At 67.1% G+C, this 21,743-nt stretch carries 18 protein-coding genes; 12 read left to right on the top strand and 6 right to left on the bottom strand.

Annotated elements, in window-relative coordinates:
* The first annotated feature begins 8 nt into the window (after window positions 1-8).
* From QF046_RS04875 to QF046_RS04845, 7 genes are all read left to right on the top strand, one after another.
* Window positions 9-1,292, top strand: a complete 1,284-nt coding sequence (locus tag QF046_RS04875) for a lipopolysaccharide biosynthesis protein (RefSeq protein ID WP_307366801.1) — start codon at window positions 9-11, stop codon at window positions 1,290-1,292.
* Window positions 1,293-1,346: 54 nt separating this feature from the next.
* The gene (wecB, locus tag QF046_RS04870) at window positions 1,347-2,426 is read left to right on the top strand and encodes a non-hydrolyzing UDP-N-acetylglucosamine 2-epimerase (RefSeq protein WP_307366799.1); all 1,080 of its coding nucleotides are present in this window, start codon (window positions 1,347-1,349) and stop codon (window positions 2,424-2,426) included.
* Window positions 2,423-4,588, top strand: a complete 2,166-nt coding sequence (locus tag QF046_RS04865) for an acyltransferase family protein (RefSeq protein WP_307366795.1) — start codon at window positions 2,423-2,425, stop codon at window positions 4,586-4,588. The genes wecB and QF046_RS04865 overlap by 4 nt, the downstream gene beginning before the upstream one ends.
* A complete protein-coding gene (locus QF046_RS04860) occupies window positions 4,510-5,805 on the top strand; it encodes a nucleotide sugar dehydrogenase (protein ID WP_307366792.1) in 1,296 nt (431 codons plus the stop codon). The genes QF046_RS04865 and QF046_RS04860 overlap by 79 nt, the downstream gene beginning before the upstream one ends.
* Before the next feature lie 65 nt (window positions 5,806-5,870).
* Entirely contained in the window at window positions 5,871-7,019 is a 1,149-nt protein-coding gene (gene glf, locus QF046_RS04855) for a UDP-galactopyranose mutase (RefSeq protein WP_307366789.1), read from the top strand.
* A gap of 7 nt (window positions 7,020-7,026) precedes the next feature.
* Window positions 7,027-7,845 (top strand): ABC transporter permease, encoded by an 819-nt coding sequence (locus tag QF046_RS04850; RefSeq protein ID WP_307366787.1) that lies wholly within the window; start codon window positions 7,027-7,029, stop codon window positions 7,843-7,845.
* Window positions 7,845-8,582: an ABC transporter ATP-binding protein gene (locus tag QF046_RS04845; protein WP_307366785.1), complete on the top strand. Its 738-nt coding sequence runs from the start codon at window positions 7,845-7,847 to the stop codon at window positions 8,580-8,582. Before QF046_RS04850 ends, QF046_RS04845 begins: the two co-directional genes overlap by 1 nt.
* Window positions 8,583-8,594: 12 nt before the next feature.
* Here the strand turns inward: QF046_RS04845 and QF046_RS04840 are convergent, their stop codons facing one another.
* From QF046_RS04840 to QF046_RS04820, 5 genes are read right to left on the bottom strand one after another with little or no spacing between them, the layout of a single operon-like run.
* Window positions 8,595-9,215: a hypothetical protein gene (locus QF046_RS04840; RefSeq protein WP_307366783.1), complete on the bottom strand. Its 621-nt coding sequence runs from the start codon at window positions 9,213-9,215 to the stop codon at window positions 8,595-8,597.
* A complete protein-coding gene (locus QF046_RS04835; RefSeq protein ID WP_307366781.1) occupies window positions 9,212-10,168 on the bottom strand; it encodes a glycosyltransferase in 957 nt (318 codons plus the stop codon). Before QF046_RS04835 ends, QF046_RS04840 begins: the two co-directional genes overlap by 4 nt.
* Complete coding sequence (locus QF046_RS04830) at window positions 10,165-12,075, bottom strand: glycosyltransferase (protein ID WP_307366779.1); 1,911 nt, start codon at window positions 12,073-12,075, stop codon at window positions 10,165-10,167. Before QF046_RS04830 ends, QF046_RS04835 begins: the two co-directional genes overlap by 4 nt.
* Window positions 12,076-12,119: 44 nt before the next feature.
* A complete protein-coding gene (locus tag QF046_RS04825; protein WP_307366777.1) occupies window positions 12,120-13,418 on the bottom strand; it encodes an O-antigen ligase family protein in 1,299 nt (432 codons plus the stop codon).
* Window positions 13,415-14,833, bottom strand: a complete 1,419-nt coding sequence (locus QF046_RS04820) for an O-antigen ligase (RefSeq protein ID WP_307366775.1) — start codon at window positions 14,831-14,833, stop codon at window positions 13,415-13,417. Before QF046_RS04820 ends, QF046_RS04825 begins: the two co-directional genes overlap by 4 nt.
* Before the next feature lie 88 nt (window positions 14,834-14,921).
* Between QF046_RS04820 and manA the strand changes: the two genes are divergently transcribed.
* The 4 genes from manA (at window position 14,922) to QF046_RS04800 (ending at window position 20,966) form a co-directional block, all read left to right on the top strand.
* The gene (gene manA / locus QF046_RS04815) at window positions 14,922-16,061 is read left to right on the top strand and encodes a mannose-6-phosphate isomerase, class I (protein WP_307366773.1); all 1,140 of its coding nucleotides are present in this window, start codon (window positions 14,922-14,924) and stop codon (window positions 16,059-16,061) included.
* 115 nt (window positions 16,062-16,176) lie between these two features.
* Window positions 16,177-16,494 (top strand): WhiB family transcriptional regulator, encoded by a 318-nt coding sequence (locus QF046_RS04810; RefSeq protein WP_307366771.1) that lies wholly within the window; start codon window positions 16,177-16,179, stop codon window positions 16,492-16,494.
* A 132-nt stretch (window positions 16,495-16,626) separates the two neighbouring features.
* A complete protein-coding gene (locus QF046_RS04805) occupies window positions 16,627-19,584 on the top strand; it encodes a glycosyltransferase (RefSeq protein ID WP_307366769.1) in 2,958 nt (985 codons plus the stop codon).
* Window positions 19,581-20,966, top strand: coding sequence for a DUF5719 family protein (locus tag QF046_RS04800; protein WP_307366766.1), 1,386 nt, complete (start codon window positions 19,581-19,583; stop codon window positions 20,964-20,966). The genes QF046_RS04805 and QF046_RS04800 overlap by 4 nt, the downstream gene beginning before the upstream one ends.
* Window positions 20,967-21,006: 40 nt before the next feature.
* Here the strand turns inward: QF046_RS04800 and QF046_RS04795 are convergent, their stop codons facing one another.
* Window positions 21,007-21,438: a hypothetical protein gene (locus QF046_RS04795; protein ID WP_307366764.1), complete on the bottom strand. Its 432-nt coding sequence runs from the start codon at window positions 21,436-21,438 to the stop codon at window positions 21,007-21,009.
* A gap of 73 nt (window positions 21,439-21,511) precedes the next feature.
* Here QF046_RS04795 and QF046_RS04790 point away from each other — a divergent pair, with 73 nt between their 5' ends.
* Complete coding sequence (locus tag QF046_RS04790) at window positions 21,512-21,736, top strand: DUF3499 family protein (RefSeq protein WP_307366762.1); 225 nt, start codon at window positions 21,512-21,514, stop codon at window positions 21,734-21,736.
* Window positions 21,737-21,743 lie beyond the last annotated feature (7 nt).

The raw sequence follows: 21,743 nt of genomic DNA, 5'->3' as shown, positions 1-21,743 counted from the left end.
CGGGCGCGATGCGACGGATCATCACGAATCTCGCGCGCGCTGAGGTCGTCCGCAATGCGGTGACGCTGATCAGCGGCACCGCCATCGGGCAGCTCGCGATGCTTATGGCCATGCCCATCCTGGCGCGACTCTTCACGGCCGAGCAGTTCGGGGCGTTCACGATATACTCGTCCGTCGCGGGAGTCCTGGCAGTCGTCGTCGCGCTCCGGTACGACGTTGCCATCGTGCTGCCCGAGAAGGACTCCGACGCCAGGCTGCTGGGACTGCTCTCTTGCGCGATCGCGCTGATCATCAGCGTCATCGCTGCACTGATCCTCCTGGTGATCGCACCAGGAATCGCGGAGGCGACCGGAGCAGCCGACCTCAGATGGCTTCTTCCGTTCGCTGCGCTCGGCGGTTTCCTGCTCGCGCTCGTTTCGATCTTCTCGTTCTGGTTCAACAGGCGAGGGCGATACGGCCGCATCAGCGGGGGACGCGTGACGATGATGATTGGAACCGCCGGGGGACAGGTCGGCCTTGGCCTCACCGCGGTAGGCGCAGTCGGCCTTGTCGGCGGAGGGCTCATCGGGCAGTCGGCGGCGGTCGCTTCGTTGTCGCTGCCGCTTCGCAGGGGTATCCGTGTACTCGCGCGCCAGGTCAGGCGATCCCCGCGCGACCACTGGGCCCAAGCGCTCCGACTCATGAATCTGTACCGTCGAATGCCCCTGTTGAACGGGCCGACGGCACTGATCGATGCATTGAGGATCAGCGCAGTTAATTTCACCATCGGGTTGGTGTCCGTGTCAGCACTGGGTCTCTTCGGCATGGCGTGGAAGCTGCTCGAGATCCCGTCCTTTTTGCTCGGAAATGCGATGTCCCAGCTGGTACTGCAACGGCTGGCTGGCACTGACCGGGTCGCTAGGTACCGCTTCATGGTCAGCGCGACGCTGGGCTGTGCGGCGGTGGGCATCATCCCGTTCGGCCTCATCTACCTGCTCGCTCCGTGGCTCATCCCGTGGTTCCTCGGTGCGCAGTATGCCGAGTCGGCGGGATATGCACAGGCGCTCGTGCCATGGGTTTACCTCTCATTCTTAGCTGTGGCCATGGCGCCCTTCTACCTGGTGACCGAGCGACAGTGGATCCCGCTGGTGATCTCGACGCTGTATCTCGGCGGTGCCGTCGGTACCTTCCTGCTGCTTCGAGGCGATGTCCTCCACGCGGTCACCATGGTCAGTGTCCTCACCGCCGTTCTGCTGGGTTTTCAGATCGTTCTCGGCGTGGTCCTCGCGCATCATGATGCTCGGAGCGGCTAGGCAGCGGAGCCCGCTGGGGGGGCGTCCCAGGAACGTTGCGTAGACTCGACTCCTGTGAAGATCGTCAGTGTCGTGGGTGCTCGCCCGCAGTTCGTCAAGCTCGCTCCGATTCATAAGGCCGCACTCGCCGCTGGGGTCGACCACGTCATCGTGCATACCGGTCAGCACTATGACCCGATGCTCTCAGATGTCTTTTTCGAAGATCTCGGTATCGCGGCTCCCGACGTTCATCTCGGCGTGGGCAGTGGCTCCCACGGGTCGCAGACTGGAGCCATGCTCTCGGCTCTGGACGCAGTCTTCGACGAGCATCGACCGGACTGGGTCCTGGTTTACGGTGACACCAATTCGACGATCGCCGCCGCGCTCAGCGCGGTCAAGATGCACATTCCCGTGGCGCACCTCGAGGCCGGTCTGCGCAGCTTCAACAGACGCATGCCGGAAGAACACAATCGAGTTCTGACCGATCATGCGTCCGATCTGCTGCTCGCCCCAACGGAGGTCGCGGTAGGGCACCTGGCCACGGAAGGACTGGCGGAGCGGACGGTCCTCGTCGGTGACGTGATGACGGACGTGCTCTTCGAGGTTCGGAACGAGGTGGGCAGCAGCGCACCCGCGCTGGCTCAGGAACTCGGACTGGAGCCGCAGGGATACTATCTGGCTACCATTCATCGTGCCGAGAATACGGACGACCCCGCCAGGCTTGCGGCCGTCGTAGGCAGCCTGTCTCGTCTGGACAAGTCCGTCGTCCTTCTCGCCCATCCGCGCGTCGTCGCCAAGGCCGCCGCCCATGGCATTTCTCTCACGCAGGGGAGTCTGATCGCCCATGCGCCGCTTCCGTATCCTCAGCTGATCGCGGCTGCGCTCTCTAGCGCTGGCGTCGTGACCGATTCCGGCGGCCTCCAGAAGGAGGCGTTCCTCTTGCGCGTGCCCTGTACGACAGTGCGTTCAGAGACCGAATGGGTTGAGACGGTGACGCTGGGCTGGAACGTCCTGGCCGACACCGCTGAAGAGATCCTTGCGGGAGTGACGCGTCCCGTTCCACTCCCGACAGAAGAAGCACCCTACGGCGACGGCAATGCAGCATCGCGAGTGATCGCCGAGCTCTCGGCGCGAATGCCGGCCGTAGGCAAGTGAGGTCGACGGCCACTTCCGAGGCGGCGACACCCGTTGCAAAGAAACGGGGGTTCCGCACCGACGTCCAGGGTCTCCGCGCCATCGCGGTGGGGCTTGTCCTGCTCTACCATGCCGGCGTGCCGTTCGTCGGCGGCGGATACATCGGTGTCGATGTCTTCTTCGTGATCTCGGGCTTCCTGATATCGAGCCACCTGCTTGAGGCGATAGAGCGAAACGGGAGAGTCGATTTCGGCGAGTTCTACGCACGCCGGATCCGGCGCATCTTGCCCGCATCGCTGACTGTGGCTCTGATGACTGCGCTGGCTGCGGTCATCCTGTACCCGCCGCTCGGCCTGGAAAGGGTCCTCAAGGACGGACTCGCCACGATCCTCTACGTGCCGAACGTGTGGTTCGCCATCCAGAACACGGACTACCTGGCCGACCATTCACCATCGCCCTTCCAGCATTACTGGTCGCTGGGAGTCGAGGAGCAGTTTTATCTGTTCTGGCCCCTCATCCTCATGGGGCTGACGCTTATGCTGCGGAACAGGCGACGCGTCGTCGTCGCGATCGCGGTCCTGGGCATCATCAGCCTCATTCTCGGGGTCGCCCTCACGTCTATCAACCAGCCTGCCGCTTTCTTTCTGCTTCCCACACGAGCCTGGGAGCTGATCATCGGCGGCCTTGTCGGTGCGTTGCTTCTGAGGGGCGGACAGCGTCTGCCCCGCGCGGTGGAGATCGCGGGGGGCTGGATGGGGCTGGCGCTCGTCCTCGGGTGTGCGGTCTTCTACGATGACAGCACGGTGTTCCCCGGCACGGCGGCGATACTGCCGACTGTGGGAACGGCCGCCGTCATCTACTTCGGCAGTTCTGCGGTCAAGGGCGGGCCGTCAACATTCCTGTCGATCCGCCCGATGCAGTTCGTCGGACTGATCTCGTATTCGCTCTACCTCGTGCACTGGCCCCTGCTCATAGTGACGCAGGCTGCCATCGGGGAGCAGAACCCCTTACGTCTTTCGGTCAGGGTACTGCTCGGGATCGTGCTCGCCGTGCCTCTCGCCTGGCTCCTGTTCCGGTTCGTCGAGTCGCCGTTCCGATCTCCCCGCGTGTTGACGGAGCGACGTCCGCGCCTGACGCTGTTCGGGACGCTGACGGTGACGCTCGTGCTCGCGCTCGCATTCGTGTGGACCACGTCGTGGGCGCAGGGGCGCGACACAGTGGTCTCCGGGCCCGCGATCGCGGCACCCGCCGCACCGGAGAATCCGCCGCGCGGGACGGAGGTTGTTCCCTCGAACATGACTCCCACGCTCGGCGAAGTGGCGAATGATCTCCCTCCGATGTATTCGGACGGCTGCCATCACGATGTACTGCAGGAAGAGGTGCAGAGTTGCCGGTACGGTGACCTCGGGGCAGACGCGGCAACCATCGCGCTCTTCGGGGATTCCCACTCCGCCCAGTGGTTCCCCGCCCTTGACGCCTACGCTGCGCAAACAGGCGGCACCGCGATCGACACCTACACCAAGTCTTCCTGTCCTGCGGTGGACACTACCGTGCTCGACAAGGACGTCCCGTACTCGTCGTGCGATCGCTGGCGGGCCGCAGTGCTGGATCACCTCGTGCAACAGGCGCCGGATACCGTCGTCATCTCAAGCTACTCAGGCTATGCGCTGCCGAGCGCAGACGGCGACGCCCGTGAACGCGCGTGGTCGGAAGGCGTGAGCCGCACGGTCAAACGACTTGTCGATGCCGGAAGTCAAGTTCTGGTCATCGCCGACACTCCGCGATTCGTCGCGCCGCCGCCGACTTGTGTGTCCGCGAATCCGTCGGCGCTCGACCGGTGTGCGGGAGACCGCTCCACCGCGCTGGATCCGAAGCTCGCGGCAGCGGAGCGGTTGGCCGTCGAAGCAGCGGGGGGCAGATACGCGGACTTGTCTGACTACATCTGCGATTCCCGGTCGTGCCCCGTGGTCGTCGGGAATCTGCTCGTCTACCGTGACGTGAACCACCTCACGCCGGAGTTCGTTGAGTACCTGGCTCCGCTGCTCGCACCCGATCTGAGCGATCTGCTCGGGGTCAGCGCGATCAGGAAAGTAGACTGGTGTCCATGCGTATTGCCGTCGTGGCCCTGGGTAAGATCGGGCTTCCTCTTGCTGTCCAGTTCGCTTCGTCCGGTCACGATGTGATCGGTGTCGACGTCAATCAGAAGGCGGTCGATTCGATCAATGCGGCGGTGGAGCCGTTTCCGGGTGAGGCGGAGCTGCAGCAGCGGCTCGAGGAGCTGATCCCGGCCGGTCGCCTGCGTGCGACGACCGACTACGCCGAGGCGATCCCGGACGCGGATGCCGTGGTGCTGGTCGCTCCCGTCTTCGTGAATGACGAGACCTGGGAGCCGGACTTCAAGTACATGGACGCGGCGACCCGTTCGCTCGCGGAGCATCTGACCCCGGGCACGCTGGTGTCGTACGAGACCACCCTTCCGGTGGGCACGACCCGTGACCGGTGGAAGCCGATGCTGGAGGAGGGCTCCGGCCTGACCGAGGGCGTCGACTTCCACGTCGTCTATTCGCCGGAGCGGGTGCTGACGGGGCGCGTGTTCGCGGACCTGCGGAAGTATCCGAAGCTGATCGGCGCGCTCTCGGATGAGGGCAACCGTCGGGCACGGGAGTTCTACGAGGCGGTGCTGCAGTTCGACGAGCGGCCGGATCTCGCTCAGCCCAACGGTGTGTGGGATCTGGGCTCGACCGAGGCGTCCGAGATGGCCAAGCTCGCCGAGACGACCTACCGGGATGTGAACATCGGCCTCGCGAACCAGTTCGGACTGTTCGCCGCCTCGCACGGCATCGACGTGTACAAGGTGATCGACGCGTGCAACTCGCAGCCGTACAGCCACATCCACCGTCCCGGCATCGCCGTCGGCGGGCACTGCATCCCTGTGTACCCGCGCCTGTATCTGTCGACCGACCCGGATGCGGATATCGTGCGTGTGGCACGGCAGTTGAACGCGTCGATGCCGGAACGGCTCGTCGCGCAGGCCGAGGGGATCCTCGGGGACCTGACCGGTCTGACGGCCGTGGTGTTGGGTGCGGCGTACCGGGGCGGGGTGAAGGAGACCGCGTTCTCCGGTGTGTTCCCGACCGTGACCGCGCTGACGCAGCGCGGTGCGCAGGTCGTGGTGCACGACCCGCTGTACACGGACGACGAGCTGCGCGGTCTCGGTTTCGAGCCATACACGATCGGCGACTCGGCGGACCTCGCCGTGCTGCAGACGGACCACGCCGACTACAAGACCCTCGCCCCGACCGACGTGCCCGGCGTGAAGCTCCTCGTCGACGGCCGCAACGCCACCGACGCGTCCCTGTGGGCAGGAACCCCCCGCATCGTCGTCGGCACCGCAGCCTGAGGTGAGAGGCAGTCGTCCGGCATGGGCGGCCGAGTCTCACAGCTTCTCGCCGATACGATTGAGTCATGGATCTTCTCGTAGTCGGGTCGGGCTTCTTCGGCCTCACCATCGCCGAGCGCGCGGCAGCAGCCGGGCGCAAGGTGACAGTCATCGACCGTCGCTCGCACATCGGAGGCAACGCCTACAGCGAAGCGGAGCCCGAGACCGGGATCGAGGTGCACCGCTACGGTGCGCACCTGTTCCACACGTCCAACCCGACGGTGTGGGAGTACGTGAACCGGTTCACGACGTTCACGAGCTACGTGCACCGGGTCTACACGCATCACAAGGATGTCGTGTACCCGATGCCGGTGAACCTCGGCACGATCAACCAGTTCTTCCAGGCTGCGTACTCGCCGAGCGAAGCGCGCGCGCTCATCAAGGAGCAGGCGGGCGAGTTCGACGTCAAGACCGCCCAGAACTTCGAGGAGAAGGGCATCGCCCTGGTCGGACGCCCGCTGTTCGAGGCGTTCTTCCGCGACTACACGGCCAAGCAGTGGCAGACCGACCCGCACAAGCTCTCCGGCGACATCGTCAGCCGCCTTCCCGTGCGGTACACGTACGACAACCGCTACTTCAACGACACCTGGGAGGGCCTGCCCACCGACGGCTACACCGCGTGGCTGGAGCGGATGGCCGACCACCCGAACATCGAGGTGAAGCTCGGCGTCGACTACTTCGACGAGTCGCAGCCGCTGAACAGGCAGGCGACGGTCGGGCAGCTGCCGATCATCTACACGGGTCCCGTCGATCGCTACTTCGACTATGCGGAAGGCGCGCTCAGCTGGCGCACGCTCGACTTCGAGCAGGAGGTGCTCGACACCTCCGACTTCCAGGGCACCAGCGTCATGAACTACCCCGACCTGGACGTGCCGTTCACCCGCATCCACGAGTTCAAGCACTTCCATCCCGAGCGCAAGGAGATCTTCGCTCAGGACAAGACCGTCATCATGCGGGAGTTCTCGCGTTTCGCGAACCGGGACGACGAGCCCTACTACCCGGTGAACACCTCGGCTGACCGCGACGGCCTGCTGGCCTACCGGGAGCTCGCGAAGGGCGAGCAGGACGTGCACTTCGGCGGACGCCTGGGCACGTACCAGTACCTGGACATGCACATGGCCATCGGCTCGGCGCTGTCCATGTGGCGCAACGACCTCGCCGGCCAGGACGACTGACACGCACATGAGCAGGACTTCAGTCGGTGAGCCCGGCACGCCTCAGCGCTACGCGCATTCGCTGTGGCTGCTGTCGGCGCGGGATCTGAAGGTGCGCTACTCCACGAGCATGCTCGGCTATCTGTGGTCGGTGCTCGATCCACTGGTGATGAGTGCGATCTACTGGTTCGTGTTCACCCGGGTGTTCCACCGCGATGTGGGCGAGGATCCCTACATCGTCTTCCTCATCAGTGGTCTGCTGCCCTGGGTGTGGTTCAACTCCGCGGTCTCGGACTTCACGAAGGCCTTCAAACGCGATTCCCGGCTGGTGCGATCCACGGCCATCCCGAGGTCCATCTGGGTGACGCGCATCGTGCTGAGCAAGGGTATCGAGTTCCTGTTCTCGATGCCGGTGCTGGTCATCTTCGTCGTCATCAACCTGTTGACCGAGACGGACGCCGCCCAGCGTGCTCAGATCGGCTGGGGAATCCTCTGGCTCCCGGTGGCGATCCTTCTGCAGACCATCCTGCTGGTCGGCCTGGGTCTGCTGGTCGCGCCACTGTGCGCGCTGTACGCCGACCTCGAGCGCACCACCGGTCTCATCCTGCGCGCGCTGTTCTACGCCACCCCGATCATCTACAACGTCTCGAATCTGCCCGGCGTGTTCGAGACGCTCGGAGCCTTCAACCCGCTGGCGGGAATCTTCACGCTGTATCGGATGGCGTTCTTCCCCGACCAATGGCACACCTGGACGGTCGTCATCAGCGCCGTCATGAGCCTGCTGATCCTGGCTCTCGGCGTCTGGGTCTTCCGGAAACTCGAACGACCCGTCCTGAAGGAGCTGTGATGCCGACAGCGATCGAGGTGAAGGGTCTGGGCGTGCACTTCCGCCGCAACCGGCGCGGAAGCCGCAGCTTCAAGGACCTGTTCGCCGGTGCATCCCGTAGGTCGCGGCCGGGAGAGTTCTGGGCGCTTCGAGACGTGAGCTTCTCGGTGCAGCCGGGGGAGTCCATCGGCGTGGTCGGCCGCAACGGCCAGGGCAAGTCCACGCTGCTCAGGCTCGTCGCAGGAGTCCTGCTCGCCGACGAGGGCGACGTCGAGGTGCACGGTGGGGTGGCGCCCCTCATCGAGCTGACGGGCGGCTTCGTCGGAGATCTCACGGTGCGGGAGAACGTCAAGATGACGGCCGGGCTGCACGGGATGTCACGCGCCGAGGTCGCGGCGCGTTACGACGACATCATCGCGTTCGCGGAGCTCGCAGGCTTCGAGGACACCCCCTACAAGCACCTCTCGAACGGCATGAAGGTGCGGCTGGCGTTCTCGGTCGTCTCGCAGCTCGACGAGCCGATCCTGCTCGTGGACGAGGTGCTGGCCGTCGGTGACAAGGCTTTCCGCGACAAGTGCTACAAGCGCATCGACGAGCTGCTGGCGGACGGACGCACGCTGTTCTTCGTCAGCCACAACGAGCGCGACCTGCGTCGCTTCTGCACTCGCGGGCTGTACCTCGACAAGGGGGCGCTCGTACTGGACGCGCCCATCAAAGACGTGCTCGACCGCTACAACGCCGACTACAACACTCCCTGAGTGATCGTCGGCTCAGCCGACGACCTTGGTCAACGCTGCGAGTGCCGAGTTGGCCGCGGCGAGCTCGCTGTCAGCCGAACCGCCGTTGTCGTACGCGGTTCGCAGAGTCTGCAGCGAACGAGCGTAATCATCCAGCCTCGAGTTCCACGTGGCGGAGATCGAACTCGGTGCGACGTAGTCCGCCATGCGACCGGCATCCTCCTGCAGGAAGCCCACGTTCTGCGCGGCTTCCTGCGGGTCGGAGTCGCCGGCGTACTGGAGGCCCCGCTGAGCATCGTTCAGCACCGGCGTGACCTTCTGGCGGAAAGTCGCCACGCTCGGATCCACCGGCTTCGGCGGTGCGGTTGCCGTCGGCTGCGTCGTCGGGACGGAAGTCGGCGTCGCCGTGGGGGTCGGAGTGGCGGTGGGAGTCGGGGACGGAGTGGCCGATGGTGACGTGCCGTCAGATGCCGAGGCGGTCGGAACGGGCGTCTCCACCGCAGCGGGAAGCGCGGGTCGGATGAAGATCCAGAACAGAACCGCGGCGATCGCCACCGCCGCCACGGCGAGGATGACGATCAGCCATACCCGGCCGCGCTTGGGCTTCTCGTCCGAATAGGCCCAGACGTATTCGGGCTGCGGCTCGCTCATCATGCCTCGAGCGCCGGCATAGGCTGCCAGCTGCGGTCGCGTCCGATCTTCCCGCCGTCGCGGAGACCACGGAACAGGTTGCTGGTGCCGCGCGCGGTGCGCTCGACGAAGACCAGCCGGATGAGCTCCTTGAAGAACGTGGCGGTCGTTCCGAGCCCGAACAGCACAGGACTGTACGCATCGTGCACGCGGTAGTACTGCTTGATGAACCCGCGATTGCGCATGATGTAGTAGCGGTACGCGTTGCTGGAGGCGTTCATATGCCGGATGCCCATGTCCCACTGCTTGATCTCGCGGGTGCGTCGCAGCACGAACTCGTCGACGATCACGGCGGTGGTCAGGCGCGAGGCCAGCCATCCGTACATCTGGTCATCCCAGTAGATGAAGAACCGCGGGTCGGGCAGGCCGATCTGCTGCACGATCGAACGGTGGATGAACATGCCCTCGAAGCATCCGCTGTTCATCTCCTTGAAGCCGGACGCGTCGAACTTCGACGGCGCGAACGGGATCGGGATACCCATGCGGTCGGCGACGCGGTACTGCCAGTAGAACTCGCTGCCGTCGTAGTCGTAGCGGCGGCCCTGGATGCTCTTGAAGCGGTGCGACCAGCTGCCCATCCTGGCGAGACCGTCGGGGAGCACCTCGACGTCGTCGTCCATCATCCAGATCCACTCCGCACCCAGGTCGTACGCCGTCCGCATCCCCTCGCTGAATCCACCGGAGCCGCCGGTGTTCGTCTCCAATCGCCGGTACACGATCTCGGTGCCGATGTCCGCACGGAACGACTCGACGACCGCGGTGGTGTCATCGGCGGAGGCGTTGTCGATCACGACGACGCGTCCGGGCTTCGGATCCATGGAGCGGATGCTGGTGAGCAGTCCGCTCAGCAGATGCGAGCGGTTGAAGGTGACGATCACGATCGCCGCCGAGGCGGGGTCGAAATCAGCGGACTTCATTTGTCACCCTGGATAATCTGACGCCAGTTCTCCTCTGACACCATCTCGGGCAGAGCAGCCCGATACTGCGCCTGCAAGCTTCTCCAGTTCCTTCGTAGACGTGCGTGCAAGCGCACCGACTGCGTGAGCAACGACCGGAACTTGACGCGGTCCCGGACGAACACATTCTTTCCTGATCCATCTGCGGCGCTGACCAGCGCGCTGTCGTAGAGGGGCACTCGCCACCAGTTCGCGTCGCCCTTGCCGAATTCGACCTCGGGTCGTTCGACATTGGCGGGAAGCGGAGAGTGGAACCAATGGTTGAACAAAGTCGACGCAGTAAACCACCGCAGTGCGAGCCCGGTCGGGCTGTCGTATGTGTGAGCTTTAAGTCGTTTGAAGACCTGTCGCCCGCGCCATGAGCGGACGGGCGCACCGGTGTCCTTGTGGATCACTGTCTCTGGGAAGCCGGAAGCCATCGCGCGAGCTCGCGGCATTGCTGTACCGATGTTGGAACTCATGTGCTGCGGGCCCGAGAGCACATCCTTCAACGCCTGAATGCGCAATGCAGCAGGGTAATACTGCATCATCATGAGATGTTTCAGATCTACACGCCGACTGTGTCTAATGAGCGTCCCGCCATGCCTAGCGTCGGAGTGAAGCAATGCAGCGACTATTCGGTTTCGAGCGTGGAAATAGGCCTGCCAATCGATTGCATCATCTTTGCCTACCCAGGACACGTGCCAAAGTGCCGCACCTGGTAGCGAGACGGTAGGGAACCCGGCTCGCCCGGCGCGCAAGCAGAATTCTGCATCGTCCCATTTAATGAACGCAGGCAATGAAAGACCGACCTCGCGTATAACTTCGACGGGTATTAGACACATCCACCAGCCGTTATAGTCTGCGTCCATGCGGATGTGCAAAGTCGGGTCCTGCCGCAGATTTATTACCGAGAAGTCATGTGGCATGTGCTCCTGGAAGAGGTTTCGCCACATGAATGGTTCCTCGTCGACGACTTCAGCCCAGGCATGGAGCTTGGTCCGGTCGAGCAGGTCAAACATATGGGCGCCCACCAGCGTGGGCGTGGTCGCATATCTTCCGAACGTGATCGAGCGCCGCAGCGATTCGGGCTCCAGCCGAATGTCGTCATCCAGCAGTTGAACGAAATCACTCTCCGGGCTCGAGAGTGTCTCCACCATGGCTCTGGCGAATCCGCCAGAGCCACCGAGGTTTGGCTGACGAATCACCTGGAGCATTTCTCCAAGCGCGGTCGAGACCTCTTCATAGCCGTCTTGCTCAGAAACGAGCTGTGTTCCTTGGTCGACAATAAAGATCTTATCGACCAACTCAAGCGCTTCGGGAGCATTCGCGAGCGCCTGAAGCGTATCGACGCAGTAGTCAGGTTTGTTGTATGTGGTTATGCCAAGCGACGCCTTGCCCGAACGGACGGGGGCCTGATCAGTGGTCCATTCCGCCCCAAGGAACGTCACGGCCCGTTCGTCGGCCACGATGTCAAACCAAATCCAACCACCATCGTTGTATTGGTCCAGTGCCAAGGCGAAGGATATCTCAGACTCGCCACTCACCTCGCGTGTCGCGATCCGCTGTTTGACGCCGCCACCGTTGGAACGGTATACGAGGACAGTAGCCGTCCCCTCGGTCCGCACTGCGAGATCGATGGCTCGGACGTCTGTCCAGTGCTGCCAGTACGAGGCGGGAAACGCATTGAAATAGGCGCCGAACGACACCCTGCGGCCAGGGGCTATGCGCGCGCGATGCCGGTCGAGAATGTTCCCCAGATGAGCACGATTTGAAACGCGAACGGGCTGCTCATCGATAACCGACCACGTTTCAGGGTCGGCGTACAGCGGAAGCAGGTCTGGGTCTCTCTCGAGCGGGAAGACGACGTTCTGTAGCACGTGGGTCACGGAGGACAAGCCTACCGTGAGGTCATGGAAGAGCCTGGGAAGAACTACCCCTGCGGCCCCAGCGTCGGGATCGTCCCGGTCTGCGCGTCGTCGATGTTCTGGCGCCACGATCGTGTCTGCCCGGCGCGCAGAGCGCACAGCACCAGCAGCACCCACCCGGCGCCGGTGAGCGTGAAGCTCTCGAACATCGACTCCACCGCTAGCGTGACCAGCAGCAGCGGAGTCCAGGCGTAGACGACCGATCGCCGGACGCTCGCGACCAGCCAGGAGCGCACGGTCGCGACGCCGCCGAGCAGCAGGAACAGGGCGAGTCCCAACCAGCCGAGCTGCAGCAGCACGTCGAAGTACGCGTTCAGCGCCGACTGGTGATGATCGGAGAGCTGATAGTTGATGTAAGGAACCGGGTACTGGCCGCCGGCCCAGGAGCCGAACCAGCCGTACCCGGTGGCCGACCGCTGAGCGACGTAGTCCAGGATCACATTCCACAGATCGGCGCGCGTCGAGAAGTCCGAGCCGGCATCCAGAAGCCGGATGATGAGATGGCGCAACGCGAACGCCACCCCCAGCGCGACGGCGACCAGGGCACCGAGGATCCACTGCACCGCCACCCTGCGGTGCGCAGGCGCGTGGCGGACGATCGTGAGTGCGGTGGTCGCGACGCCGACCGCCGCAGCCAGGACGACGACTGAGGGAGACGCGGAGAGCAGCGCCAGGAAGCCACCCAGAGCGACCGAGTACATCCCCAGGACGCGGTCGATCGATTGCGTGCGCCATTCGATCACGAAGGTGATCAGGCCGACGACGGCGACGAACCCCAGCATGTTGCGTGTGCCGAAGATGCCCTGGATCGGGCCGCCGAGCGCGAGGTTCCCCTCGATGCCGAACGCCGTGAGCGGCAGGTCCAGCAGCACCCCCGACAGCAGTTCCAGCCCCAGCGAGATCGTCAGCAGCCAGCGCAGCGTGTCACCCAGGGCGCGCACGGTCTGCAGCGTGTCCCGCACGTGCCCGACGGTCACCGCGATGATCGTGAAGCCCAACAGGGTCAGCCAGCCGGTCATCGTGCCCGAGCGGCTGGTCGTCCACAGCAGGCTGACCAGCGCCAGCGCGATGAAGCCGATCAGCGAGGTGGGTGCGAAGCGCAGCAGCGACAGCTCCTCGCGGCGGGTGACCAGCACGGCTGCGCCGATCGCCGCGAGCACGATGACGATCGTGGCCAGGGTGACCGCGGAGGTCATCCGTTCGATGAGGAAAGTGCCGAACACCGCGCCCAGCCCCGCGAGCGTGTACGCGCGGGCGAACCCGGCCGAAGCCAGCAGCGAGACCACGTACCGCTGCGGGCTCATGGCACCTGCCGCGTCCGGGGGCCGTGCGAGATGACAGGTGTGCGCTCGCCGACGCCCACTCCGATCAGGGGGACCGCCTTCATCTTGAACGACAGCAGGATCAGCAGCAGCCAGCCCCAGAGCATGATGGGTGCCGACTCGGCCAGGCCCTCGAACAGCAGGGAGACTGTCAGCAGCAGCGGCAGCAGGGCGATCGGCGAGTAGGGCCGCTCGGCATCCAGATCCCAGCGGGGCCGGTCGATGGCGAAGAACCAGGCGCGCCAGAGCAGCGCGAGCCAGGCGATCGCCATGAGCACCACGCCCACGATGCCGAGCTGCAGGAAGACGTCCAGCCACATGTCGTGGGCGTGGAACACGGTGATCCCGTGGTTGAGGATCCAACCCTGGAACGCAGGATCCCAGGGCACCCAGGGCGAGGAGAACCCGTTGCCGAGGACCGGCCGGGTGATGGCCCGATCCCACACCGCCTGCCAGATCTCGACCCGTCCGGTCAGGTCGGATCCCTTGCCGAACAGCGCAAGCACCTGGTCGCGCAGGAGGACCGCGATGGCGGCGCCGACGGCGCCGATGCCGATGAACGCGAGATAGGCGTTCCGCCGGGCGGAGGGGGTGCGCGCCGCACGGGCGACGAGGGCCGCGATCAGCACGGCCAGGATCACCACGACGCCCAGGTAGACGGTGGTGGAAGCCGCCTTGACCAGCAGGATGACGGCCAGCGCAGCCCAGCCGATCAGGATCCCGCGCCGTCGCACGTGCGCCGCGTACAGCACCGCGAAGACGATCAGGGCGAACAGGCACATCATCGCCAGCGCGTGCGCGTTCCCGACGACGCCCTGGATCCGGCCGCCGTTGAAGAGGTTGCCGCGCACCCAGTAGCTGACCGGGTCGATCTCTCCCGCGGGGACCTCGGCGAAATTCGGCAGGATCGGATGCCGCACCACCAGAGCCACCCACAGTTCCATGAGCAGGGAGGTCCCGAGGATGAATTTCAGCATCGTCGAAAGTGCTCGCGCGATCTCCTGCCACGAGAGCATGGTGCCCACCAGCAGTGCCACCACGGTCACGGCCGCCATCAGCGTCCAGGTCAGCGCCGTCGCACTCGGCCAGCGCGACCACAGCGCGGAGACGGCGGCGAGAGTTCCGTACCCGAGCGCGACCCAGGGCAGGCGCCGCCACGGGAACCGGGTGGGACGTTTCCTTGCGATTGCGGGAACCCAGATGCCGAGCGCTCCGAGAGTCAGAGCGGCCATCACGACCACGGATCCGACGGACCCCACCAGGTTGTACACCGCGGTGTGCGCGAAGACGGCGAACAGGCACAGGGCGCTGTACGCGCGCACCATCAGATGCCCGGTCGTCTCGCGGGCGGGGGCGGCGGGCGGCGCCGCCACGGGGTGTCTGGTGTACACGGCCATCGCGTTCAGGCTACCGCGCCGCACCCCTCGCACCGATGAGGGGCGGCACGACACTCGGCCGGTCCACGGCCGCGGCTAGCCTTGATGCATGCTTCTCACCATCACCAACGAGCCGCGGGACTATGCGTGGGGCTCGACGTCACTGATTGCGGCGCTCGAAGGTCGTCGGCCGTCCGCATCGCCCGAGGCCGAAGTGTGGTTCGGGGACCACCCGAGCGACCCGGCGGATGTCGTCGGGGGAGGAACTCTCGACGCGGTCACCGGCGGTTCGCTGCCGTACCTGCTGAAGCTGCTCGCCGCCGCGGATCCCCTGTCCATCCAGGTGCACCCCACCAGGGAACAGGCGCAGCAGGGCTTCGCGCGGGAAGCGGGGATGGATGCCGCAGACCCGACCCGCAACTACCGCGACGCCAACCACAAGCCCGAGCTCATCGTGGCGCTGAGCGACCGCTTCGAGGCGCTCAGCGGCCTGCGACCGGTCGCCGACACGCTGCGGATGCTGTCCGCCTTCCCGGACGCGGCCGGCGTGGTGGAACTGCGTGAGCACCTCGCTTCGGGAGCTGAGGAGGAGGCGCTGCGCGCCACCATCGGCTGGCTGCTCTCCGGGACCGCCCAGGATGCCGTCGACGATGTGATCGGAGCCCTCGCCGGCGCCGAGGCCGATGGCTTCACCGAGGCGCTGACCGCCATCCGCACCATCGCCGAGCGCAATCCAGGCGACCCCGGCGTCGTGGTGGCGCTGCTGATGAACTTCGTCGTGCTGCGCCCGGGGGAGGCCGTCTTCCTGCGCGCCGGCCTGCTGCACGCCTATGTGTCGGGCCTGGGCGTGGAGATCATGGCTGCCAGTGACAACGTGCTGCGCGGCGGACTCACCCCGAAGCACATCGACGTCGACGAGCTGCTCTCGATCGTGGACACGCGTCCCGGCGAGGTCCCCGTGCAGGCGGCGACCGGCGAGATCACCGCCTACGGCATCCCGGTTCCGGACTTCGCGCTGCGCCGCATCCAGCTGGACGGGGAGCGCTCGATCGCCGTCTCCGGGCCGAGCATGGCGCTCAGCACGGCGGGTGCGATCCGTGTGGGGACCAGGTCCGGCGAGGCCATCGACGTGGAGGTCGGCTCGGCCGTCTTCGCGCCGATCGACGTCGATGAGCTGGTGCTCTCGGGCGTCGGCGAGGTATTCATCGCGGAACCGGGTGCCGGCGACACGCCGGAAAGCATCCAATGAACTTTAAATACCGTGTTGAGGGTTTACCATCCGCGACTTGACCAGAGCGAATGACACGGGTGTAATTAGGGAAAGAACGGCCCGTGGGGGGCACAAGCAGGGTTGGGAGATCGAGATGACGGGTTACCGCTCAGACGTTCCCGAGAATTGGTTCGTCGATCCGGTGAATCTCGGCGTACCGGGTGTACGCCGGGTGGACGCAGAGGATGATGGCGCACTCGCGTGGCAGGTCGATGCACTGTGTGCACAGACCGACCCGGAGGCGTTCTTCCCCGAGAAGGGCGGCTCGACGCGCGATGCCAAGCGCATCTGCACGTCCTGCGATGTACGGGGCGAGTGCCTCGAGTACGCGCTGAACAACGACGAGCGCTTCGGGATCTGGGGTGGGCTCAGCGAGCGCGAGCGACGAAAGCTCAAGCGCCGCGCGAGCTGACCGCAGCCACAGCGAAGAATCGACCCGGCGGGGCATCGCATCCTCCCGGATGCCGTGCCCCGCCGGTTTCTCGTGGGCGCGCCGGTGTGGCGACCTGCCCTGCGCACGCGCCTGCATAGGCTGACTGGTGCCATGCCAGCACGCGTTCACGCCCTCATCGTCGCGCGCTCCGGTGAATCCGGAAGCGCCCCGCTCAGCCGAACCCTCGAGGCGCTGGGCGCGCAGAGTCCGCCACCGGCTGCGGTGACCGTCATCGTGCAGGGCGACGGCGAACGGGTGAGACGGATGCCGGGCATCGGGCATCTGGTCGAGGGGATCATCGAGGCGCGCACCGGCACGAGCTTCGCGGAGGCGATCGCGCTCGCGCAGCCGCGGGTGGCCGCGGGCAGCACGGTGTGGCTCCTGGCGGACGACACCGCCCCTGAACCGAACACGCTGCAGTTGCTGGCCGGGGCACTGGAGCGCTCGCCGTCGGCCGCGATCGCCGCGCCCAAGCTGGTGCGCAACGACGACGCCCGCGAGATCGTCTCCCTCGGCGTCAGCATGACCCGCTGGGGCCGCTCGATCGAGCTGGCCGCGGACGAATTGGATCAGGGCCAGCACGACGACGCCGAGGACGCCCTCGGAGCGGACGTGCGCGGCATGCTCATCCGCGGCGAGGCGCCCCGGGTGCTGCGCCCGGACATCGCGTTGTCAAGCGCCGATGTGGGACTCGACCTCGGGATCAGGGCCAGGCTCGGGGGAGCCCGGATGGTGCTCGTGCCGAAGGCGCGCGTCGCCGTGCTGCCCACCGGGCCTGCCACCCTGCCGCGCAGCCCCGTCGCACGAGCCTGGGCCACGCGTCGTGCACAGCTGCACCGCCGACTGACATACGCTCCCGCGGCGGCCGTGCCGCTGCACTGGCTGTCGCTCCTGCCGCTCGCGCTGTGGCGCTCCATCACCCATCTCATCGCCAAGCGCCCCGCGGAGGTGGCGCCCGAATGGGGCGCGGCGCTCGCGAGCATGCTCAGCCTGGGTGCACTGGCGCGATCGCGCGGGGCCATCCGCGCTTTCCGCTCCGCCTCCTGGTCCGACATCACCCCGCTGCGCGTGACGCGCACGCAGCTGAAGCAGCGGCTCGATGACGGCCACGGCAGCGAGCGCGGCGCCGTGAGCGAATTGAACTTCTTCAGCGGCGGGGGAGCATGGGCGGTCCTCGCTGCGCTGGTCGTCAGCATCGCCGTGTTCGGCAAGATGCTGGCCTGGCCCGCCCTCGGCGGCGGCGCGCTGCTCCCGCTTCGGCAGACGGTCACCGCGCTCTGGGGCGACACCACCTGGGGACTGCGCGATGTCGGCCTCGACGTCATCGGACCGGCCGACCCGTTCGCGGGCGTCGTCGCCGTACTCGGCACGCTGTGGCCCGCCGCACCTTCGTTCGCGCTGGTGCTGCTCTGGCTGGGCGCACTTCCGCTCGCCGTCCTGGGCGGATGGTTCGCGGCGACCCGCGTGACCGACCGCGCGGGCCTGCGCATCCTGGGCGGCGTGCTCTGGGCGCTCGCGCCGACCTTCCTCACCGCTCTCGTGCAGGGGCGGCCCGCCGCTGTGCTGCTGCACCTGCTGCTGCCCTGGGTGGTGCACACCGCGGTCGTCGCGCATCGATCCTGGGGAGCTGCGGGAGCAGCATCCGTCCTGACCGCCGCCGCCCTGGCCTGCGCTCCGACGCTCGCACCGGCCTTCGTGCTGCTGTGGGTGCTCTCGCTCGTCCTCATGACCGCCACCGGACGCCTGCGCGGCGCGAGCCGGCTGCTCTGGCTGCTGATCCCCAGCGTGGTCATGTTCGCGCCGCTGGTGATCAGGCGCATGCGCACCGGGGAGCCGTGGGCGCTGCTCGCGGACCCTGGTTCCGTCGTCCCGCTCGAGCAGGTCGCTGCGGATGCCGTGGGACGCGCGGACATCGCGATGGGCTTCCCCGCCCCCGGACGCGCCGGCTGGGACTGGTTCGCGGGCGCCCCCGTGGCCGACTGGGTGCCGTTGCTGCTGGCGCCGGTCGTGCTGCTGGCGCTGCTGTCGGCACTGTCGCCGCGCTGGCGGGCCGGATTCGCGCTGCTGCTGACGGCCGCCGCAGGACTTGCCACCGCCCTGTTCGCGGTCGGGGTCGTGGTGTCGTTCGCGGACGGCGTCGGCATCGCCGTGTGGCCGGGAACGGGGCTCAGCCTCGCCTGGATCGGCATCGTCGGCGCCGCCCTCGTCACACTCGACACGGTTGTCGCGCACGCCCCCCTGCGGGCGAGTGCGGCCCTGGTGGCGGGGTTGACGGTCGCGGCAGTCGGCTTCCCCGCGCTCCTGGCTGTCCACACCGGTCACGCGCAGCTGCAGAACGGACCGACGAGCACTCTTCCCGCGCTCGTCGCCGCACAGGCCGGCGGTGATGCCGATCGGGGGACCCTCGTGCTGACGCCTCTCAACGACGGCTCGCTGTCCGCCGAAGCGGTGTGGGGCGCGAGCGCGACGCTCGGAGCCCAGAGCACACTGCTCAGCACCGCTACGCGGGCTCAGGGGGATGACATCTCCTCGACGGCAGTGGATCTGCTGTCGGGCCGTGACTTCGACGCCGCCGCGGCACTCGGCGACGAATCGATCAGCTTCGTGCTGGTGGCGCGGACCGCGCACGAGAAGGACCGCGCGCGAACCATGCGCGAGGAGGCGACCACGGCGATCGATCAGCGGGCGGGATTCGTCAAGGCGGGGGAGACCGCCCGGGGCATGCTGTGGCGCGTCGACACCGACATCGCGTCCCGCGACCGGGTCCCCGAAGCCGATCAGGCGATCGGTCGCGTGATCACACTGGCGCAGTTGATCATCCTGCTCGCCGCGCTCCTCCTCGCGATCCCGACCCGGGCGTCGCGTCGGGCGGCACGTGCACGCTTCCGCATCGTCGGCCGGGCCTCGGACGACCCGAGGCCCACGCCGCGGAAGACCGTCACGGCATCCCGTCCGGAGCAGGCAGCGAACCCCGCCGTCGCGGACACGCCGTCCACGGAGGAAGCGAACGCTCCTTCGGCGGGCGAGAGCACGGGCGAGACGGATGCAGAGCCGGAGGAGGCGCGATGAAGCAGCAGACGATCAGGCTCGCCGCGACCGGAGCCCGAGTCGCCACCGGCGCGGTCGTCGCGGCCGCCTGTGTCTTCGGCGTCATCGCGGCGACCGCGGCGCCCTGGCCCGGCGTGCACAGCGAACAGGTCGGGACGACCGTGACTCCGGTACCCTCGGACGCACTCCTGGTGTGCAACGGATCCTTCCGGGCCCTCGGACGCGACGCCGGTCAGGCCGACCTGATGGTCTCGGCGGGCACACCGCGGATGCGCCTCGACGGTGCGGCCGACGAGGCGAAGACCGCGCAGCTGGACATGTCCGACGTGACCGGCGGTGCGGGAGCGCAGTCCATCACCGCACAGGTGAAGGACCGCATCGTGCCGCAGGTCGCGGCATCCGAGTCCCTGAGGATCACCGCCGACGACGTCAGCGGCTTCGCGGCGGCACCCTGCCGTGAGCCCTCGCTCACCTCGTGGCTCGTGGGCGGAGACGTCTCGACCGGAGCATCCGACGTCATCGTGCTCTCCAACCCGGGGGCCGTCACCGCGACCGTCGCGCTCGACGTGTACGGCGAGACCCGCAAGGCATCGACGGTGGTGGTGCCGCCCGCGACTCAGCTGGGTGTGCCGCTCGCATCGGTCGCTGCGGGTGAGCGCAGCCCGGTCATCCGGGTCTCATCCTCCGGTGCACCGGTTCGCGCGTCGCTGCAGTCCACGCTGGTGCGCACGCTGGATGCCGTGGGCATCGACGTTCAGGACGGCGTCAGCGGTGCACAGACGGATCTGCAGCTGCTGGGTGTCCGATCGGCACCCGTCGCCGAGGGCGACGATGCGAACGGCCTGGTGGTGCGGATCCTCGCGCCCGGCGAGGACGGCGGCGCCACTGTGCGCGTGCGCTCCGCCTCGTCCGGTGAGCTCGTCGACGAGTACCCGGTCGACCTGGTCACCGCCGTACCCACCGAGATCGCCCTGGCCGGACTCCCCGACGGGGCGTACGACATCGAGATCGAAGCCAGCACTCCTGTGGTTGCGGGAGTGCGTCAGACCGCTCGAGCGGGGTCGCAGGAGGACTTCGCCTGGATGCTTCCCGCGCCAGAGCTGACGCCGGACACGGAGACGATGTTCTCCGTCCCCGGAGGGCCGGCAGCCACGCTCTTCCTGCGCAATGCGGGGGACACCGAGGTCACGGTCGCGTTGAGCGGCGCCGACGAGCGCAGCGTGCGGCTGGCTCCGGGAGGTGTCGCCGCCGTGCCCGTGAAGGCGGGAGCGCACACGCTGCTGCCGAACGGGCGGGTCCATGCCGCGATCGGCATGGGCGGCGAGAAGGGGTCGTCCGCGATCGCGAGCTGGCCCCTGTGGGCGGGCACCGCCACCGGACAGCCGATCCTCGTGCGGCCCTGAGCCGTGGGCGGACCCGTCGCGCGATGACCGGCCGCGGAGGTCAGTAGTCCCGACCCTCGGAGCCCAGCTCCCAGGGCTCACGACCCACGTACTCGGCCGCGGCGTGGAACACGGCGCTCTCGATCGCGACGCGGCGGTGCAGCGCATCGTCGTGGCCCTTGGGCAGAAGTCGCTCGATCGGCACACGGAACAGGGCGACCCGTCGCGCGGCGTGATCCACACGCCAGCGGGGGATGCCGTCCTCGCGGTCATGCAGCGGCATGGCCGCGATCTCGAAGCTCACATCCCGCAGCTCCTCCCACGAGGTGCGCAGGTACTCCACCGCGCTGCCCACCGTCACTTCGAAGCGATCCAGTCGCCCGTCCAGCGGCGGCAGCGGCGGACGCACGACTTCACTGCGCCCGAGCCGCCCATGGCGGCCATGACGCGCGCCGCGGGTGACAGCGGTGCGGGCGGTGCGGCGACGGGGCATGACGAAAGTCTAGGCCGGATCCTCGCCGCGCGGCTGCCCGGCATCCGGGTGCCGGCGTCCTACTCTGAAGGGGATGGATGACTCACTCCGCACCGACGAACGGCTCTGCTCGAAGGTGGCGTGCGCCCGCGAGGCCGTCGCCACCCTCACGTTCGACTACGGCGACCAGATGGCGGCCCTCGGCCCGCTCGGTCCCGGCGGGGATCCGCACGCCCACGACCTCTGCGCGCAGCACTCGGAGCGACTGTCGGTCCCGGCGGGCTGGCTGGTCATCCGGCACGAGGCGCTGCGCCACTGAACCGCGC

The sequence above is a fragment of the Microbacterium sp. W4I4 genome (assembly GCF_030816235.1).
Taxonomy (GTDB): Bacteria; Actinomycetota; Actinomycetes; order Actinomycetales; family Microbacteriaceae; genus Microbacterium.
Note: the sequence above shows the minus strand (reverse complement) of the source record. Positions and strands in the feature narration are given on the sequence as shown.

What these genes read in the sequence shown, in the direction of transcription:
- QF046_RS04875 (WP_307366801.1), top strand. Translation starts at nt 9, where the DNA reads ATGCGACGGATCATCACGAATCTCGCGCGCGCTGAGGTCGTCCGCAAT.
- QF046_RS04860 (WP_307366792.1), top strand. Translation starts at nt 4,510, where the DNA reads ATGCGTATTGCCGTCGTGGCCCTGGGTAAGATCGGGCTTCCTCTTGCT.
- glf (WP_307366789.1), top strand. Translation starts at nt 5,871, where the DNA reads ATGGATCTTCTCGTAGTCGGGTCGGGCTTCTTCGGCCTCACCATCGCC.
- QF046_RS04850 (WP_307366787.1), top strand. Translation starts at nt 7,027, where the DNA reads ATGAGCAGGACTTCAGTCGGTGAGCCCGGCACGCCTCAGCGCTACGCG.
- QF046_RS04845 (WP_307366785.1), top strand. Translation starts at nt 7,845, where the DNA reads ATGCCGACAGCGATCGAGGTGAAGGGTCTGGGCGTGCACTTCCGCCGC.
- QF046_RS04840 (WP_307366783.1), bottom strand. Translation starts at nt 9,215, where the DNA reads ATGATGAGCGAGCCGCAGCCCGAATACGTCTGGGCCTATTCGGACGAG.
- QF046_RS04835 (WP_307366781.1), bottom strand. Translation starts at nt 10,168, where the DNA reads ATGAAGTCCGCTGATTTCGACCCCGCCTCGGCGGCGATCGTGATCGTC.
- QF046_RS04825 (WP_307366777.1), bottom strand. Translation starts at nt 13,418, where the DNA reads ATGAGCCCGCAGCGGTACGTGGTCTCGCTGCTGGCTTCGGCCGGGTTC.
- QF046_RS04820 (WP_307366775.1), bottom strand. Translation starts at nt 14,833, where the DNA reads ATGGCCGTGTACACCAGACACCCCGTGGCGGCGCCGCCCGCCGCCCCC.
- manA (WP_307366773.1), top strand. Translation starts at nt 14,922, where the DNA reads ATGCTTCTCACCATCACCAACGAGCCGCGGGACTATGCGTGGGGCTCG.
- QF046_RS04810 (WP_307366771.1), top strand. Translation starts at nt 16,177, where the DNA reads ATGACGGGTTACCGCTCAGACGTTCCCGAGAATTGGTTCGTCGATCCG.
- QF046_RS04805 (WP_307366769.1), top strand. Translation starts at nt 16,627, where the DNA reads ATGCCAGCACGCGTTCACGCCCTCATCGTCGCGCGCTCCGGTGAATCC.
- QF046_RS04800 (WP_307366766.1), top strand. Translation starts at nt 19,581, where the DNA reads ATGAAGCAGCAGACGATCAGGCTCGCCGCGACCGGAGCCCGAGTCGCC.
- QF046_RS04795 (WP_307366764.1), bottom strand. Translation starts at nt 21,438, where the DNA reads ATGCCCCGTCGCCGCACCGCCCGCACCGCTGTCACCCGCGGCGCGCGT.
- QF046_RS04790 (WP_307366762.1), top strand. Translation starts at nt 21,512, where the DNA reads ATGGATGACTCACTCCGCACCGACGAACGGCTCTGCTCGAAGGTGGCG.